At 64.6% G+C, this 15,475-nt stretch carries 12 protein-coding genes and 1 pseudogene; 7 read left to right on the forward strand and 6 right to left on the reverse strand.

Features of this window, described 5'->3' with window-relative positions; translation table 11 throughout:
* Nucleotides 1-197: 197 nt before the first annotated feature.
* The 6 genes from ABN034_RS03915 to ABN034_RS03945 form a co-directional block, all read right to left on the reverse strand.
* Complete coding sequence (locus tag ABN034_RS03915; protein WP_349689593.1) at nucleotides 198-665, reverse strand: HAD family hydrolase; 468 nt, start codon at nucleotides 663-665, stop codon at nucleotides 198-200.
* A gap of 910 nt (nucleotides 666-1,575) precedes the next feature.
* Nucleotides 1,576-1,989, reverse strand: a complete 414-nt coding sequence (locus ABN034_RS03920; RefSeq protein WP_349689594.1) for a VOC family protein — start codon at nucleotides 1,987-1,989, stop codon at nucleotides 1,576-1,578.
* Between the two features lie 337 nt (nucleotides 1,990-2,326).
* Entirely contained in the window at nucleotides 2,327-3,229 is a 903-nt protein-coding gene (locus ABN034_RS03925; RefSeq protein WP_349689595.1) for a phosphotransferase, read from the reverse strand.
* A gap of 336 nt (nucleotides 3,230-3,565) precedes the next feature.
* On the reverse strand, nucleotides 3,566-3,907 hold the full coding sequence (locus tag ABN034_RS03930; RefSeq protein ID WP_349690064.1) for a hypothetical protein: 342 nt from the start codon (nucleotides 3,905-3,907) through the stop codon (nucleotides 3,566-3,568).
* 458 nt (nucleotides 3,908-4,365) lie between these two features.
* Entirely contained in the window at nucleotides 4,366-5,418 is a 1,053-nt protein-coding gene (locus tag ABN034_RS03940; protein WP_349689597.1) for a glycoside hydrolase family 43 protein, read from the reverse strand.
* 1,067 nt (nucleotides 5,419-6,485) lie between these two features.
* The gene (locus ABN034_RS03945; RefSeq protein WP_349689598.1) at nucleotides 6,486-6,962 is read right to left on the reverse strand and encodes a DUF2243 domain-containing protein; all 477 of its coding nucleotides are present in this window, start codon (nucleotides 6,960-6,962) and stop codon (nucleotides 6,486-6,488) included.
* Nucleotides 6,963-7,537: 575 nt separating this feature from the next.
* On the opposite strand from ABN034_RS03945, the gene ABN034_RS03950 reads away from it, so the two are divergent.
* From ABN034_RS03950 to ABN034_RS03980, 7 genes and pseudogenes are all read left to right on the forward strand, one after another.
* Nucleotides 7,538-7,999, forward strand: a complete 462-nt coding sequence (locus ABN034_RS03950) for an SRPBCC family protein (RefSeq protein ID WP_349689599.1) — start codon at nucleotides 7,538-7,540, stop codon at nucleotides 7,997-7,999.
* A 275-nt stretch (nucleotides 8,000-8,274) separates the two neighbouring features.
* Complete coding sequence (locus tag ABN034_RS03955) at nucleotides 8,275-9,168, forward strand: SDR family oxidoreductase (protein WP_349689600.1); 894 nt, start codon at nucleotides 8,275-8,277, stop codon at nucleotides 9,166-9,168.
* Nucleotides 9,169-9,414: 246 nt separating this feature from the next.
* Nucleotides 9,415-10,938 (forward strand): FAD-dependent oxidoreductase, encoded by a 1,524-nt coding sequence (locus ABN034_RS03960; RefSeq protein ID WP_349689601.1) that lies wholly within the window; start codon nucleotides 9,415-9,417, stop codon nucleotides 10,936-10,938.
* 295 nt (nucleotides 10,939-11,233) lie between these two features.
* Nucleotides 11,234-12,298: a phosphotransferase gene (locus ABN034_RS03965; RefSeq protein WP_349689602.1), complete on the forward strand. Its 1,065-nt coding sequence runs from the start codon at nucleotides 11,234-11,236 to the stop codon at nucleotides 12,296-12,298.
* Nucleotides 12,299-12,461: 163 nt separating this feature from the next.
* Nucleotides 12,462-13,409: an aminoglycoside phosphotransferase family protein gene (locus ABN034_RS03970; protein WP_349689603.1), complete on the forward strand. Its 948-nt coding sequence runs from the start codon at nucleotides 12,462-12,464 to the stop codon at nucleotides 13,407-13,409.
* A 428-nt stretch (nucleotides 13,410-13,837) separates the two neighbouring features.
* A complete protein-coding gene (locus tag ABN034_RS03975; RefSeq protein WP_349689604.1) occupies nucleotides 13,838-14,464 on the forward strand; it encodes a GGDEF domain-containing protein in 627 nt (208 codons plus the stop codon).
* 202 nt (nucleotides 14,465-14,666) lie between these two features.
* Nucleotides 14,667-15,251 (forward strand): annotated as a pseudogene (locus ABN034_RS03980) (histidine phosphatase family protein); the annotation flags it as partial.
* Nucleotides 15,252-15,475: the final 224 nt, after the last annotated feature.

The raw sequence follows: 15,475 nt of genomic DNA on the forward strand, positions 1-15,475 counted from the left end.
CCCGACCGGAGACCCAGTTGGAACACCCCGGACAGCGAGGTCCGGGGAATCACCACGCCCTCACACCCGCCAAGACACCCACCACTCCTCAAGCCCCGACTACCAAGCCGATCGGTGGATCCGGGCTTAGAGTACGGGCGCAAACAAGACGCGACACGACGGCACCAGCCAAACGCGATGTCGAGCTCGCATCGAACTCAGTCGCCCGGTGGCCGCGACGGTAGAGATCGGAGTGCGCGACCGGCGGTCGAATCCGCAGGTAGAAGCGAGACCAGTGCGTCCTGCACCTCGCTCACGCCTCGGGTCTGCTCTGCACGTATCCCCAACTTTCTAGCCGCCAGGACATGGTCGTTGCAGTCGTCAAAGAAGAGAAGCCGGTCGGCAGTCATGCCGATCGTGCGAATTACGTGGTGGTACATCTCCGGATCAGGTTTCATCATCCCTAGCTCGTGCGATACAAAGGTCCAGTCGAAGTAATCGACGATCCCCCAACGGTCGAGATGCTGTTGCCAGTGCGCCGGGTTAGTGTTGCTCAGGCATCCCATCCGGATGGTCCCGTGAAGGCTGCGAACCAACTCGACCGATCCCGCAAACGGTCCGGCGGACCATCGAGCAAAGTCATCCACAAACTCGGCGGGCGTGAGATCGAGTCCCCAATCCCTCACAACACCTTCACCAAAGGCGTCGGCATCGCACTGCCCACGTTCGAAGGCCTGTACCCACTTCGACGTAACCCATTTCGAGCGCAGCGCCGGGCCATCCTCTTCGCCGGACAGTTCGGCTAGCCGTTGAAGCCCCGCCGAAATTCATCAGCACGCCGCCGAGGTCGAATAAGATTGCGTCGGGCCTCGGGCTGTCGGTCTCACTCACGATGGCTCCCTTCATAGCTCACACAGCTCCGTTCGATCGCCGAGGAACGACAGGCTCACTTCTTTCCGGTATGGCTGACCTGCCCGGAGGAAGAGCTTGTCAGGCGTGTCGCGCTACCGGCAAGGGCCGAGCGGCAGAAGATGATCGACCCCGACAGCCTGCTTCAAACGCTACGCACCAAGGGTCTGTTTCCCGCTCCGCCAGACGCATTGGTCCTCGACACCTCCACGATGCCTCCGCACGCGGCTGCAAAGCGGGTCATCGACTGGGCCCGTGAGGACAGGTGAGCATGGGTTCCGCCGTGTAGCGCGTGGCCCGTCGTGCCACCCTCGTGTCCCAAGCCGGGAGCCGAGCATGGTGACAGCAATCAGTGACGGTCACGACAACCGACCCCGACGCAGGGACACTCAACGCTCAGGTCGGCCTGAGCGACCGATACGACGGCCTTGGTGACTGTCCTCATCGCGAAGCGCGCAATACCAGCACTTGCCATCCGCACCACGACCGCGAACAACCTAACTCGTTCAGACGGCACGTCATGAGCGTGCCAGATCAATTCAGCGGTGTAGTCGGCAACGGATGGCGGCTACAACAGCTGCTGCAGCAGAGGAGGCGTACGTCGTCGCCATGAGTGCGCCGGCATCTCCCTCGACGATTCCGAACCTGCCGCCGACGGCGAGGACGACGCCGACGGAAGACTTACCCCTACACTCCAGGACCGCAAAATACATTTCCTTCCGGGTCCGCCCAAACCCAATGGATGGACGACGCCTCTTCGGGCTGGGTGATTCTCTCGACCCGGCGAGCGCCAAGCCGCTCCAGCCGTGAGACCTCCGCCTTAACCTGATCCGCCGTGGGCAGGACGCCGGGCCCAGGTGGAGCCATACCAAGGTCGAGATGGAACCTGTTGCCCTTCGACGTACCGGCGCCGTGCTGGACATGCTGGTTGATCCCCTGACAGGAAAGACGCGGCCAGCCACCGCTCGGATCATTGAGCTCGACCCATCCCGGCGAATCCTCCACCACGACATAGCCGAGTACGTCGGCATAGAAGCGTGCGAGTCGCTGAGGATCCGTCGAGTCGAGCACGACTCCAGCCAAGAATCCACGTACATTCATCGAAGCCTCCCAATGCGATGACGTCGGCTATAGGCAGACGAGGCTACGAGGGTCACCCTGACATCTACTGTCAGCAGCCATTGTTCCCTGCGGCCGGCAGGGGCGGCGTGATGCAGTCAACCACCACCACCGGGTCGACCCCACATGAACACGCGTGGGCGAGCTACAGGCGCCCGACCTGGGAGCCTCCCTCACGTGAGGGGTCGAGCTGACCGTCGTCATGCCATACACGTGATCAGACCAGGTACGCCGAGATCGAGCCGTCGATGCGCACGCCGTACACATGGGGCCCGCCAGCATGTGAGGGCCAGTGCAGGGAGCCACCACTGCCGACGCCTCACTCGACGTCATACGGATTCTTCAGCTTCTCCACGAGGTCAGCGGGGGGAATGCATTCCCAGACCCACGCTGCCCGTCCAAGCGTGGGAAGCATGTTGAGCTCGGCGTCTGAGAGCGGGCGGACCGCCTGGTAGCCGTAGAGAACGGCCGCTCTAAAACGTTCGGGAATCCGGGTGTAGTAGTAGGCGAGGTCATAGGCGCGCCAGCCGTATCCGCACAGGTCGAAGTCGAACCAAGTGACCTGTCCGCCGTCGGTGAAGTGAATGTTGAGAACCTGCGGATCGGCGTGGATGACACCCCAACCGCCCGGCCCAGGCTTGAACGCCTGCAGCCGGCGCCTGATTTCCGAAACGTGACCCCGGATGAACTCGACGGCGCCCGAATCGGACTCCCTGGCTGAGGCTTCCAATCTCTTCAAAGGGCGATCCAGAAGATGTCGTTCGTCGAGCGCATACCGGTTGTACATGGTCCGAAACCCATCGCTCGCGACATGGATCGCGGCAAGCGTCTGGCCTACCCGGCGAGCGTGCTCCTCGGTGTCGGCACCGGCGCGACCCGGAGCCCAGGTGAAGAGTACGCAGTAGCGGTTCCCGGTCGCCGTCTCGATCAAGCCCAGGGAGTCGCCGTCGCGACGTCGTACCGAGACCGACACCGGCACGCCTTCAGCGTGGAGGTGGTCCAGCAGGCTGAGTTCAAATCGAAGGTCACCTTCGCCGGCAATCCATGGCTTGTTCTGTCCGTGCAGCCTGAGCGCGTAGCAGGATCCATCGACCTCGACCGCGTAGGTGTCGTTGAGCCCTGACTCCATCAGCCGACAGCCGGTTGGGATACCGACGTCGTACTCGGTCGCCACCATACGAACAAGGTCATCCATCGCACCTGCCCGGTCGTGAGAGTTCATCCATTCTCCCTGCGCGGTGTAGTTGCCAGCGCCATCCGTCGATCTCGCGATCCATACCGTACGCGCCCCCAAGGGCTCGACTCATCGTCCGAGACCGGGACGGCAGGAAGTCGCTGCGCCCGAGAACGGACTCATAGCGCGTGGGTCGGCGCGTGCCATCCCACGTGCAACAACGGGCGGTCAATGAGGGTCATGAACGGGCAACTGCGGGCAGTCACGCTCCGCCATGTGGCCTGGTCAAGGTGGTGGGCAGGGACGGCAGCACTCGGTGATGGGCGTGTCGTAGATGTGTAGTGCGGTCATCGCGTGATCCTTCGATCTGAGTTCCCGCTCATATCAAAGAAGATCAACGCGATGACCGCGAACCCGAGTAGTACACCTGACCGGTTTCTGCACGAGCAGCTGGCGTCCGCGTCGCCGGATCTGCTGCGGCAGCTGCTTGGCACGTTCATCGACGGGCTGATGGGCGCTGATCTTCTCCATCCCACTTGTCGCCACCACAGTCATTGACGCGCTCCTTGGCGACACCATCGGCCGGGATCGGTGGGTCGCCTTCGCGATCATGTCCGCGACCGCTGTCCTCGTCAGGTACTGGCAACGAACCATCGTGACCAGCGAAGGGATCTCCATTTGCTGGTTCATCGAACGAAATGTGGCATGGAGCCAGATCAGCGCCATCACGTTGGAGCGTGAACTCGGCGAACGGTTCATCACCCTGCACGTATCAGGCAAGAGGCGGCCTCTGCCCGCCCCCCGGACAATCTCCCGGATCGGAGTCCGCGAGGTTGAGGATGCCTATCACCTCGTCACACAGACCTGGCTCAAGCTGCGTGGTCCCGAATGGCAGCCGCCGGCCGCTCCACAATGGAACCCCTGGGGAACACCGCCGCCGACAGACGAAGCCCATGGATGACCTGCAAGTGATGAGCGCAGGTGGGTGGTCCCCAAGACCCGGACGCCGTGCCACCGCACGGCCGTGATGAAACGAAACGCAGTCGGACAGACTCCGTGCCCCAAGCCATGGACGATCACTGTCTGCAACGGTCAACCACGGTCACGACAACTCGCCAGGTCGGTGCCAGCCGACTTCTGACCAGTGTTCGGCGGGTCGGGCAGCCTGTGTGTAAGGCGAGGGCTCAGAAGAGGATCGGCTCGAACGGGTTCTCCTCGTTCGGTCCGTCGATCACTGGCCCTTCGTCGGTGAACTTCAGCCGGGACAGCCAGACCAGGCGGCCGGGAGGCGACCCGACGGCGTCAGGCTGCCAGGCGTGGTAGACGTACCACCAGTGCGGCCCGACCTTGATCGGCATGCCGTGGCCAGGGCCGGCGGCGACGTCGTTGCCGGCAAGGATCGGACCGTTGCCCTGTTTGGTCCACGGCCCGGTGATCCCGGGCGCCGTTGCCCAGCAGACGCCGTAGGTGTTCCTCCAGTACTCGCCGGTCGAATAGAAGCAGTAATAGACGCCCTTGTGGATGATCACGGACGCGCCCTCGATCGTGTAGATCTCGTAAGGCTGGTCCATGCCGATGATGCGCTTCGGCTCGCCGACCAACTCCAATCCGTCGTCGGTGAGCCGCTGGAGGTAGATGTAGGACGGCAGGCCACGAGAGTTCCCGTCGTTCTTCCACAGCAACCACAGCGAGCCGTCAGCGTCTCGGAAGGGTGACGCATCGATGCTCCCGCCCTCGTCGACCTGACCGATCAAGGGCGTTGTGCGCTCGTCCACGAACGGCCCGGCCGGAGATTCGGCCAGGGAAACCGAGATTGCCTGCTGGTTCATGTCGGCGCGGCGAGCGGTGTAGTAGGACAGGTAGCTCTGTCCGACCTGGATGACCTCGGGCGCCCAATGTCGACCTGGCACAGACCACGGCGCGATCACCGGCATCCCGTTGCCGACCTCGGTCCAGTTGACCAGATCGGGAGACGTCAGCACCGGCATCGCGCCCATCTGACCTGCGGTCGAGTACAGCCAGAATGCTCCGTCGGCGTACAGCACCGCCGGATCGGGGTGGTTCGTCGGTTCAACGGGATTCTGATACCCGCCGGTGCCCTGGGCGCGGGCCGGGATCGTGTCGCCCAGGGCTGCGATGGCCGCGGCGCCGCCGGTGGCGCCCAGCAGCGCTCGCCGGCTGACGGACCTGGCGGGACGGAATGGCTCGAAGGAACGCGATGCGGAGGTCGGTTTCAATGCTTCTCCTGTGACCCTTGGCATGGGTACGCCCACTGAGGGCGAACGGACTGAATCACGATATTGACGATCTCTCACGTTGTAAATCAGATCGGCCAGCCATCTCTGCGCCGCGAACCTGCTCGTGGCTCCCGCGCACGCGGACCGCAGCCGCCGAGATCTAAGGCGCTGAAGACGCCGGCCACGCGCGCGTCGCGGCGAAGAGGGGCGGTCGCCAGGCAACGTGCAGTCCGGCGACAACCCGGGCAAGAGGCAGGACGTTGAGGGCTCACCCGGCCACGGCGGATGTCAATAGCTCTGACAATGAACGGGAGTACGTGCGTCCTCAGAGCGTGACCGCGCGTGCCGTTGGTCTCTATATGGTCCCCGTCTTCTAGCTGACGATCAGCTTGAAGTGTCGAAACAAGCCCGTCGCGGATGGGATCACGTGTACCGACCTGGCGGTGCTGTAGTAGGGGCTCATGGAGGCAACGGCTGCTAGGTACCGCCAGGTGATGGAGAACCTTGGTTGGGTCATCGAGGTCCTGAAGGTCGAGGCAGGCAACGGTGACGTTGCGGCCCGAAACTGGTGGATGAGGCTGGCGTCATTGCGGGAGTGGGTCAATGCTCAGGAGGATGATCCTGACGCGGTGCTAGAGGCCATCCGAGAACAGGTGCACTCCTTGTACGAGCCGGCGCGTGGGCTCGGTGAGTTCTATCGGCACCATGACGACTTCGACGTCAGGGTGAGACTTAACGAAGAGTGGACACAGCGCATAGGCACGCTGCGCCCGCCTCGGGCTCGTCCAGGTACCCGAGGCGGGCGTACCTGACCGGTGCCTGCCGCGTTGGCAGTGGCCCCACCTTCTCCAACATCGCCCGCCACGCGGGCGCCCCCGGAGCTGGTCGGCCTGTCGTCGGTGGAGACCTTCTCATCTCCTTTGGCCGACTTGCTCGAGCAGCCGAGAGCACAATGACTCCATGCCCGCCTCGACCTTGCATGAGCCTCCAGGACTCAAGCGCAATCTGCAGCTCGGACCCTGACCTGCGAGGACTGCATGACCACGGCAGCGGCGGCTTGGTGGCGATCACCTCCCGCTGGCTCCCGCAACAGCCGGCCGCGTGGGTGTCGGCCTGGACAGCGCCAGACCGGCGATGAGCAGGATTGCACCTACCGTGAGAAATCCGAGGTCGAACAAGAGTTCGTTCGGTCCTGGGCGGACGTGGTGCACCCCGAGGATCTGATGGTCGACGATTCCTTCGAGCAGGTTGAACAAACCCCACCCTGCGAGTAGCGCACCGATGAACTGCGTGCCGTTCGATGCTTGTCCGTTGCTTCGGACCAGGAAGAGCCCGATCACGACGACAGTCAGGCACAAGAGGTGGAAGATGCCGTCCCCGATCATGTTCGTTCGCATGCCTTGCTCGGTCTCGATGGTGACCCACCCCGACAGCATGTGGTGCCAGCCCAGGATCTGGTGAGCGACGATCCCGTCGACGAATCCACCAAGTCCGAAGCCGGTGACAATGCCAGCCGCACGGCCAGCCGCATAGGAGCCGGGCACACCTCACCGCCGTCCTCGTCTAGCCTCGGGATTTCACGCCGCTCACCCGACGACGTGAAATCCCGAGGCTAGACCGTTCGATGGAGCGGTCCACGACACACGTCAGAGGGATCCCGCGCGGACAGCTCCAAGCCCTACCTCTGATGGGGTCCGGTTGCCGGCCGTGCACGAGCCCAGCCGGAGCCCACTCCAGAAGACCGGACTTCCTTTACGAAGATACAACCGACCACCCCGGCCGGTGTCCTTCAGGTCTTCGACTTCCTTCACCGGCGCGCCGGTGTAGGAAGGACTCCGAGCCCTGGCGGAAGATCATGCGGCGAAGGACCGGTCGAATGAGACCCGGCAATGCGGGAGCGAGTGACCATGCGCGGGCTGTCGCAGTGCGCCTGGATTGCGGTGCCCGTGACGGATGTCGCTTCGTGACAGGACGTCATCCCCTGCCCTGGAATCGCTCTGGTGTGAGGCTGGAGACAAGCCCGCGGCAGGAAGAAAAGCTCCCCCATGTAGCTCGTCACTGCCGGGCGGGCCGTGAATATAGACGACTGTTTACCCAGTGGAGGGTGGTGTGGTTGAGGATGACGACAGAAGAGTCGATCGTCGTAGACGTTCCGGTGCGGGCGGTCTATAACCAATGGACTCAATTCGAGGACTTCCCGCGGTTCATGTCTGGAGTCGAGCGGGTTGTCCAAGTGGACGACACACACAATCACTGGGTTACGAATATCGGTGGAGTACGGCGAGAGTTCGACACTCGCGTCACCGAGCAACGTCCTGATGAGCGGATAGCGTGGACGACCGAGGAGGGCGAGGTTCGCCAGGCCGGCATCGTAACTTTCCATCGACTGGACGAGACGCACACCAAGGTGATGGTCCAGCTCGACATGGAGCCCGAAGGGGTTGCCGAAGCGGTTGCGGAGAAGCTGGACGTGGTAGGCAAACAGACGTCGGCTGACCTGCGAAAGTTCAAGGCGTTCATCGAAGCCCGTGGCACCGAAACTGGCGCCTGGCGCGAAGAAGTCGACCGCCCACAGCCCTAGATCTTGGCGCTCCTGCGTGACCCGAACGTCCTGGGATGGTGCGCGCCGGAAGCTGGGTGTGAGATGCCTCCCAAGACGGCCTGCCCAGAAGCTCGCGGACTTCTGTCGCGGCATTTCGACTGGGAGGTGGTGACGAGCGACCCGGAATGGGTGGCCCTTGCGCAGCCATTCCGGCATCTGCCTGTCCTTCCAGCAAGCGGGGACATATGTGCCACCAGCCGGCCTGAGCTGGTTCTCGGATGGAGTGTGGATGGAGTACAGGAGGGAGCGGCACCGTGAGCGGTGATCAGACAAGGCCGCAGGATCCGCGGGAACGCTACCCGCGTCCGGGCTTTCCAGAGCAGGTACAGGAGCATCCCGGTCTGGACTCGGAGATGGAGCCGAAGCCGGACTACGGGTACGACACCTACCGCGGCTTCGGACGACTGGAGGGTCGGTCGGCGGTCATCACCGGCGGTGACTCCGGCATCGGCCGAGCGGTCGCGCTGGCGTTCGCCCGTGAGGGCGCCGACGTGGCGTTGTCCTACCTGGAGGCTGAGGAGTCCGACGCGGCGGAGACCGCCCGGGTGGTCGAGGAGGCGGGCCGGCGCGCGGTCAGAATTCCGGGCGACATCAGCGAGCGCGCCCAGTGCGGACGCGTGGTCAGCCGGGCGGTCGAGGAGTTCGGCCGGCTGGACATCGTGGTGAACAACGCGGCGTACCAGATGACGTTCGACGGCATCGAGTCGATTCCGGACGACCTGTTGCTGCACACGTTCAAGACCAACATCATCGCGATGTTCTGGATGTGCCAGGAGGCACTGCCGCACCTGGAACCGGGCGCGTCGATCATCAACGTCGCCTCGATCCAGGCCTATCAGCCCTCACCGCCGCTGTTGCCGTACGCCACGACCAAGGGCGCCATCGTGACCTTCACCAAGGGTTTGGCACTGGAGCTCATCGAGCGCGGCATCCGGGTGAACGCCGTCGCGCCGGGCCCGGTGTGGACGCCGATCATCCCGGCCTCGATGGATGCGGAGAAGACCGCGAAGTTCGGCGGCAGCTCACCGACGGGCCGACCCGGCCAACCGGCGGAGCTTGCACCGGCGTTCGTGTTCCTGGCGTCGGGCGAGTCCAGTTTCGTCAACGCCGAGATCCTCGGCGTCACCGGCGGCAAACCACTCGCCTGAGGAACGTGGGTGTCATCCCGCCAAGGCACCGGCCTCTACCGTGTCGCGGTTGATCGACCAGACCAGTGTCCAGGCTCAGGGATGCGGTTCTCAACGACCAGAGCGTTCATGAGTGGCCGGTCCCGAGGCCCAGGTCCAGCTCCAGCTCACGGCAACGTTCAGCATGCCAGCTCGAGAAGGCCAACTGAGGCGATCAGCAGGTAGCGGGTTGTGTGATGCGGTTCGCCCCGTGGGTATAGGCCCTCCATGTCTTCCTCGCGAGCGATGGGCGGCGAGTCCTACTGGATGGATTCGACCGGCCCGACCCGGTATCCATGGCTTGCGGGCGACCAGACCGCGGACGTCGCCGTGATCGGCGGCGGCATCGCGGGATTGTCGGCCGCGTGGGAGCTGCTTCGGGCGGGCCGCTCGGTCGTGGTACTGGAAGCGGACCGGATCGCCGCCGGCGTGACTGGCTACACGACCGCCAAGCTCTCCGCGCTGCACACGCTGATCTACACGCAACTCACGCGGTCGGTCGGTGCCGACGGGGCCCGCACCTATGCGAGGTCCCAGCAGAACGCGGTCGAGCATGTGGCGGGGATCGTCGCCGAACTCGGCATCGACTGCGAACTCGAACGTCGTCCAGCGTTCACGTGGGCCGACTCGGCCGACCGGGTGGGCGAGATCCATGCCGAGGCAGAGGCCGCCCGCGAGGCAGGATTTTCGGCGACATTGGTTACCGAGGCCCCCTTGCCGTTCCCGATTGCTGCCGCGGTCAGGGTCGAGGATCAGGCTCAGTTCCACCCGCGCAAGTACCTCCTCGCGCTGGCGGAGGAGATGACCCGGCGTGGTGTCGACATCTTCGAGCAGACGCGCGTCGTCGGACTGTCCGAGGGAGAACCATGTCGGCTCGAGATGGAGAACGGGCGCACTGTCACGGTGCAGGATGTGGTCGTGGCGACCCACTATCCGGTGTTCGACCGTGCCTTGCTGTTCGCCCGGCTCGAACCTCAACGGGAACTGGCGGTGGCCGCCCCGATCTCGGCCGATCAGGACCCTCGTGGCGTCTTCATCTCGCCCGAGGACAACACCCGGTCGGTGCGGAGCGCACCGTATACGAGCGGCACGCGTCTCCTGATCGTCACGGGGGAGAAGTTCAAGCCGGGGGCACCCGGTGTCTCCTCCCGTATGGAGCGACTCGAGGCTTGGCTACGCGAACGGTTCGATGTCGGGCCGACCGCCTATCGGTGGGCGACGCAGGACAACACGACGACCGACAAAATCCCGTACGTCGGACTGTTTCACCCCGGCTCCCGCCATGTCTTCGTCGCCACCGGATTCGGCGGTTGGGGGATGAGCGGCGGCGTCATGGCCGGTCGGTTGCTCACCGCACTGATCACCGGTGCGGAGGTGGGTCCCGAAGCCGAGCTGTACGATCCGCGTCGCCTGCGCCCTCTTAGCGAAGCAGGTGCGCTGCTCACTCAGCAGGCATCAGTTGCTCGTCACTTCGTGGGCGACAGAGCCCGCTCGTTCCGGGACAGTGTCGACGACATCGAGCCAGGTTCGGGCGCAGTGGTGAGGGTGCGCGGCGAACGATGTGCTGTCTACCGGGACGAGTCAGGTCGCACCCATGCGGTCTCCGCCACCTGCACGCACCTCGGCTGCATCGTGGCGTTCAACGACGCGGAGAGGGCATGGGAATGTCCGTGTCACGGATCTCGGTTCGCCATCGACGGTGCGATCCTGCAGGGCCCCGCGAACACCCCGCTCGAGAACCGCGGGATCTAGCGGCGAGGTCGCTCTGTGGATGAGACGCCTCCGCGAAGGGCCTAGCCGCAGGGGCATCAAGCTCGAGAGGAGCCGTCCGAGCACTGGGGAGACTGGACCCCCCGGCGCGCTCCTGGCCGTGCCGATGGGACAGTTACCTAAAGTGCGGAGTGGATTGGCGCGGTGAGTGTGTACTCAGATTCTCCAGCCAGTCGTTGGCAAGTAGCCTGATGCGGTGCCCGTCTACCCTCTTACGTCTGTGCGCCGTGAGCACGTTATGGCTGTGCTGACGGCGATCGCGGGTCGGACTTGTCGAGTGGTCTCCGAGCAGCCCCTCGGCCACGAGTGGGCTCCGGTCACCCGCCTGGTTCTCGATCGCGATGTGCCCGGGGTCGGTTCGTCGGTCGTGGTCAAGACCTGCCGAGTAGACGGCGACGGCCACGGGGGTCCGGCGTTCCTGCGACGGGAGACGGCAGGTCTACGAACGGCCACGGCGAGCGGTGTGTCCGCGCGGCTGGTTCACGCCGATGATGCAGTGGGCATGGTGATCCAGACCGATCTTGGTGATTGGCCGAGCCTGCAGGATCGACTGTTGGCGAACGATCCGGAAGCGGCGACAGCAGGCATGGTCGAGCTTGCTACGGCGGTGGGCCGACTGCATGCGTCGACTCTCGGCCGCGATCATCAGCGAACGCTTGACGCGTTCGGTGCCGACGTGGACTCCGGTTTGCCCTACAACCTTGATGCGGGACGCTGGGATGCCATCGAGCGGGCCTGCACGGAGCTGGGCCTGCCAGCGGCGCGGTCAGCACGAGACGATGTGGTGCAGCTGCTCAAGCGTGTCAACGATCCAGGCGCAATTGCTGCACTCGCGCACATGGACCTCAATCCGACCAACGTCTTGATCACAGATTGCGGCGCCTGCCTGGTCGACTTCGAGGGTTGCCGGTTCGGGCACCCTGGGATCGACGCAGCTTTCCTGCACTACCCGTTCCCGCACCACAGCAACCCCTGGGGACTGCTGCCAGAGGCGGTCATCGAGTCTGCCGACGTGGCGTATCGATCCGCTCTCGCTCTCGGCGGTGCCGATCTGGTGCTCCACGACTACGACCAGATGCTGGCTGACGGCGCGGCGATCACTCTGATCGGACGGATCAGCCGACTGCCGTTGGTCGCCAGTTCGGGCCAGTCCCGGCACGACAGCTGGCGCCGACGCGGGCAGATCGTGCAGCAGATTCGGACATATACCCAGCTGGCCGAGCGGGCCGAAGGGTACTCGGGCTTCATCGGCTGGCTCGGAAAGCTAGAAACAGCCATGATCGACCGATGGTCGGACGCCGCTGACCCAGCACCACCGCTCTTCCCGGCATTCGCTAGCTGAACGTAGGCATCAGGGAATGCTCGGCAACTGATCGACGGAGTACCACACTTCGAACACCGACGTGTTGCCAGCATCCCGCGTCATCGGACTGGGTTGCCCTCGTGTGACCCGACTGCAAGAGTCGTGCGGCCAGCATCTGCGCAACCGTGCGCTCAGGAGCGACATGATCACGATCCCAGAGCGGTTGCGCACGAAGGCGTCGAACGTGGGCCAGGGCAGCCGTGAGTGGCTTGCGGACCTTCCCGAGGTGTGCCGCCGGCTCGGCGACGAGTGGTCGTTGGACCTTGGCTCGCCGTATGTCGGGTGTCACGTGTCACTGGTGGTCACGGCGAGCCGAGGTCCGCGTCGGCTGGTGTTGAAGGTGCCGATGCCGTCGACTGTTGAGTTGGGCACCCTGCCCGCTGGTGCTCGCGCCGCTGAGGCCGATGCATTGCGGGAATGGGCGGGCGACGGGGCGGTCGAGCTGGTAGAGCATGATCCCGCTACCGGCGCCATGCTGATTGAGCGCTGCGTGCCCGGCGCGAGCCTGGACCACCTCGACAACCATGATGACGCCGATCGGGTAGCTGCCGAGATCCTCGGCCGACTGCACCGGACTGGCCCGCACGGGCCGCAGTTCGATCGTCTTGCCGATCGCGCTATCCAGCTCGCGCACGCGCTGCCTGCGCGGTACGTGATGGCCGGCGCACCGTTCGAGCAATGGTTGCTCGACACCGCGGTCGAGTCACTCGGTCACCTCTGCCAAGCTGGTCCGTCCGAAGTCTTGCTGCACGGCGACTTCCACCTTGAGAACATCCTGTCCGCCGGGCGGGAACCGTGGTTGGCCATCGACCCATTGCCAATGGTTGGTGACCGTGCCTACGACGCGGTGCAGTATCTCCTGTTCCGCATGGGCGACCTTGCAGATCCCACGACCGAATGGGCACCGGCGATTGCCCAGTTCTGCGTCCGTCTTGACCTCGACCCCGAACGCGTAAAGGCCTGGACGTTCGCCAGGCTCGTCTCAGATGCACTCGCCGAGTACGCCCAAGGCCGCACCATCCTGGCCGAACTCGAATCCCGGCAAGGCGATCTTTGGAGCGCGCGGCTCGTTCACAACCTCCGCGAATGATCTTCACATCGTCGTTGACCAACTGTCGGCGCAGCCTCGTCCATCCTGCCCGGTTCGGCGATCGAGCGAGGAATACCGCACGATCCGAATACATGCCTGTTGCCAATACGTGCGAATGCGGCCGTGGACGGCTCCGGTGCCGGCCGGCACGGCGGACGGCGGTTGTCGGCTGAGCGTGGCGGCAGGTTCTGGCGCAGCTGTTCGATTCGTCGTGGCCGGCTCCGGCCTCTGCCCGGACGGACTCGGCAGCCAGTTGAGGCAAAGTCCGAACGCATCGTCGCGTTTCTTGGCGGTGGCGCGCTTTAGGAGTAGGTACGTGCCTGCAGGGTGAACGGGTCGGCGTCGCGGGGGTCGGCGGGTCGAGCCGGTCGGAAGCATTAGGCACCATCCGGCTTGACGCGGCGTAGTACGCGTGACATATATATGTGATGGCTACTACGACGAAGAGGAAGTCGATCATCGACCGATCCACCGCCCTCAGCACGCTCGAGAAGGCGCTCCACCACGGAAGCGCTGCCATCGCGGTGGCGATGACCGACCTTGACGACTTCGCAACTCTCAATGAACGTCATGGGCAGCAGGCAGGCGATGAGGTCCTGGTCGCGTGGGAGGCCACGCTCGACCGCAACCTGCCGTCCGATGCGCAGGCCGTTCGGGTCGGCGGCGACGAGTATCTGGTCCTGCTCCCCGGACTGTCGGCAGAGAACGCCCTCACCTTCCTCGACGAGATGCGTTCCCACTTCGCCTCCTTGGACATCGGCAGCGACGAATTGCGGAGCTCCGCTTCAGTCGGCGTCGCCGCCAACCCGCCACACGGCACGACGGCTGAAGATCTCTGGCGCAGCGCGAGCCAAGCGCTCATGCGTGCCAAGCGCGGAGGGCGGGACCAGATCGCCATCTACGTCGAGGAGAAGATGGTCCTCAAGAGCAACTACTACAGCCGTGCAGGCCTCGACAGGCTCGCCAAGCTTTCTGCGGCGACGGGCCGCACGGAAGCATCCCTGCTGCGAGAGGCGCTCGACGACACGCTCGACAAGTACAGCGACCAACTCTGAGCCCAACGGGCGCTCGCCACCCGCATTCCGTTTATCCCAACTCGATTTGGGTGTGTGATTGCGGCACTCTCTGCTGCACGGTCTCTCGCGGTTCTCGGCCGGTGTCGTCAGGAAGCGATCATTTGTTGACACGGGCGGGGAGCGGCGCACGCCTGGGACGGGAGGGTGAGCCAGCCAACCGCCCGAGCAGGTCTTCCTCGCCAGGCACGGACAGACCGAGTGGAACCTGGCCGGCCGCCGGCAGGGCCAGCTCGACTCGCCTCTGACCGCTGAGGGCCTCCGGGAAGCGCATCGCAACACGGCCGCCCTCGACGGCCACCACATCGACGCCATCTTCAGCAGTCCCCGTGGCCGCGCGACCACAACCGCCCAGGTGTTCGCCGATCACCTTGAGCTTCCGATCACCATCATCGACGAACTCGCCGAAGTTCATCACGGCGACTTCGCTGGGTTGACCACAGGCGAAACCCACACCCGCTACCCCGGAGCGCTGGAAGCTCGCGACGCCGACAAGTACCACTGGCGGTTTCCAGGCGGGGAGAGTTACGCCGATGCCTACCAACGCGCCACAGCCGCGCTGGCAACGATCACCCGCCATGGGACGACAAGGCCGCTCCTGGTGTCCCACGAAATGATCGGCCGAATGCTCCTCGCCCGCCTCCTAGACCTCCCCGGTGCCGAAGGGCTGGCGCTCAACCACCCCCACCGGGTCATCTACCAGGTCGACCCACATCGATACACGGTAAGCGAGCTACAGACGCCCGGCCCCGCAGCAGCGCTCTCATGAGGAGGCTCGTCCTCCTTGTGCAGCTGTCTGCGGTCTTCGCAACCTCCAAACGAACGGCGGCACGACGGATAACTCGCTTGTGCGGCGGAGGCGATGTTCGCACACATCACGAAAGCTTGGCTTCTCCGCCGCCGCGGTCCCGGCGCCCCGGTCCGCCTGGAGCGCTAGTCCGTCGTCAAGGACCGTTGGTGTATACCAATGACGCTTCCATGTTGGTCAAGCGA

Origin of the sequence: Actinopolymorpha sp. B11F2, assembly GCF_040195635.1 — a bacterium.
Classification (GTDB): Bacteria; Actinomycetota; Actinomycetes; order Propionibacteriales; family Actinopolymorphaceae; genus Thermasporomyces.

What these genes read in the sequence shown, in the direction of transcription:
- ABN034_RS03920 (WP_349689594.1), bottom strand. Translation starts at nt 1,989, where the DNA reads ATGAATGTACGTGGATTCTTGGCTGGAGTCGTGCTCGACTCGACGGAT.
- ABN034_RS03925 (WP_349689595.1), bottom strand. Translation starts at nt 3,229, where the DNA reads ATGAACTCTCACGACCGGGCAGGTGCGATGGATGACCTTGTTCGTATG.
- ABN034_RS03930 (WP_349690064.1), bottom strand. Translation starts at nt 3,907, where the DNA reads ATGGCGCTGATCTGGCTCCATGCCACATTTCGTTCGATGAACCAGCAA.
- ABN034_RS03950 (WP_349689599.1), top strand. Translation starts at nt 7,538, where the DNA reads ATGACGACAGAAGAGTCGATCGTCGTAGACGTTCCGGTGCGGGCGGTC.
- ABN034_RS03960 (WP_349689601.1), top strand. Translation starts at nt 9,415, where the DNA reads ATGTCTTCCTCGCGAGCGATGGGCGGCGAGTCCTACTGGATGGATTCG.
- ABN034_RS03970 (WP_349689603.1), top strand. Translation starts at nt 12,462, where the DNA reads ATGATCACGATCCCAGAGCGGTTGCGCACGAAGGCGTCGAACGTGGGC.
- ABN034_RS03975 (WP_349689604.1), top strand. Translation starts at nt 13,838, where the DNA reads ATGGCTACTACGACGAAGAGGAAGTCGATCATCGACCGATCCACCGCC.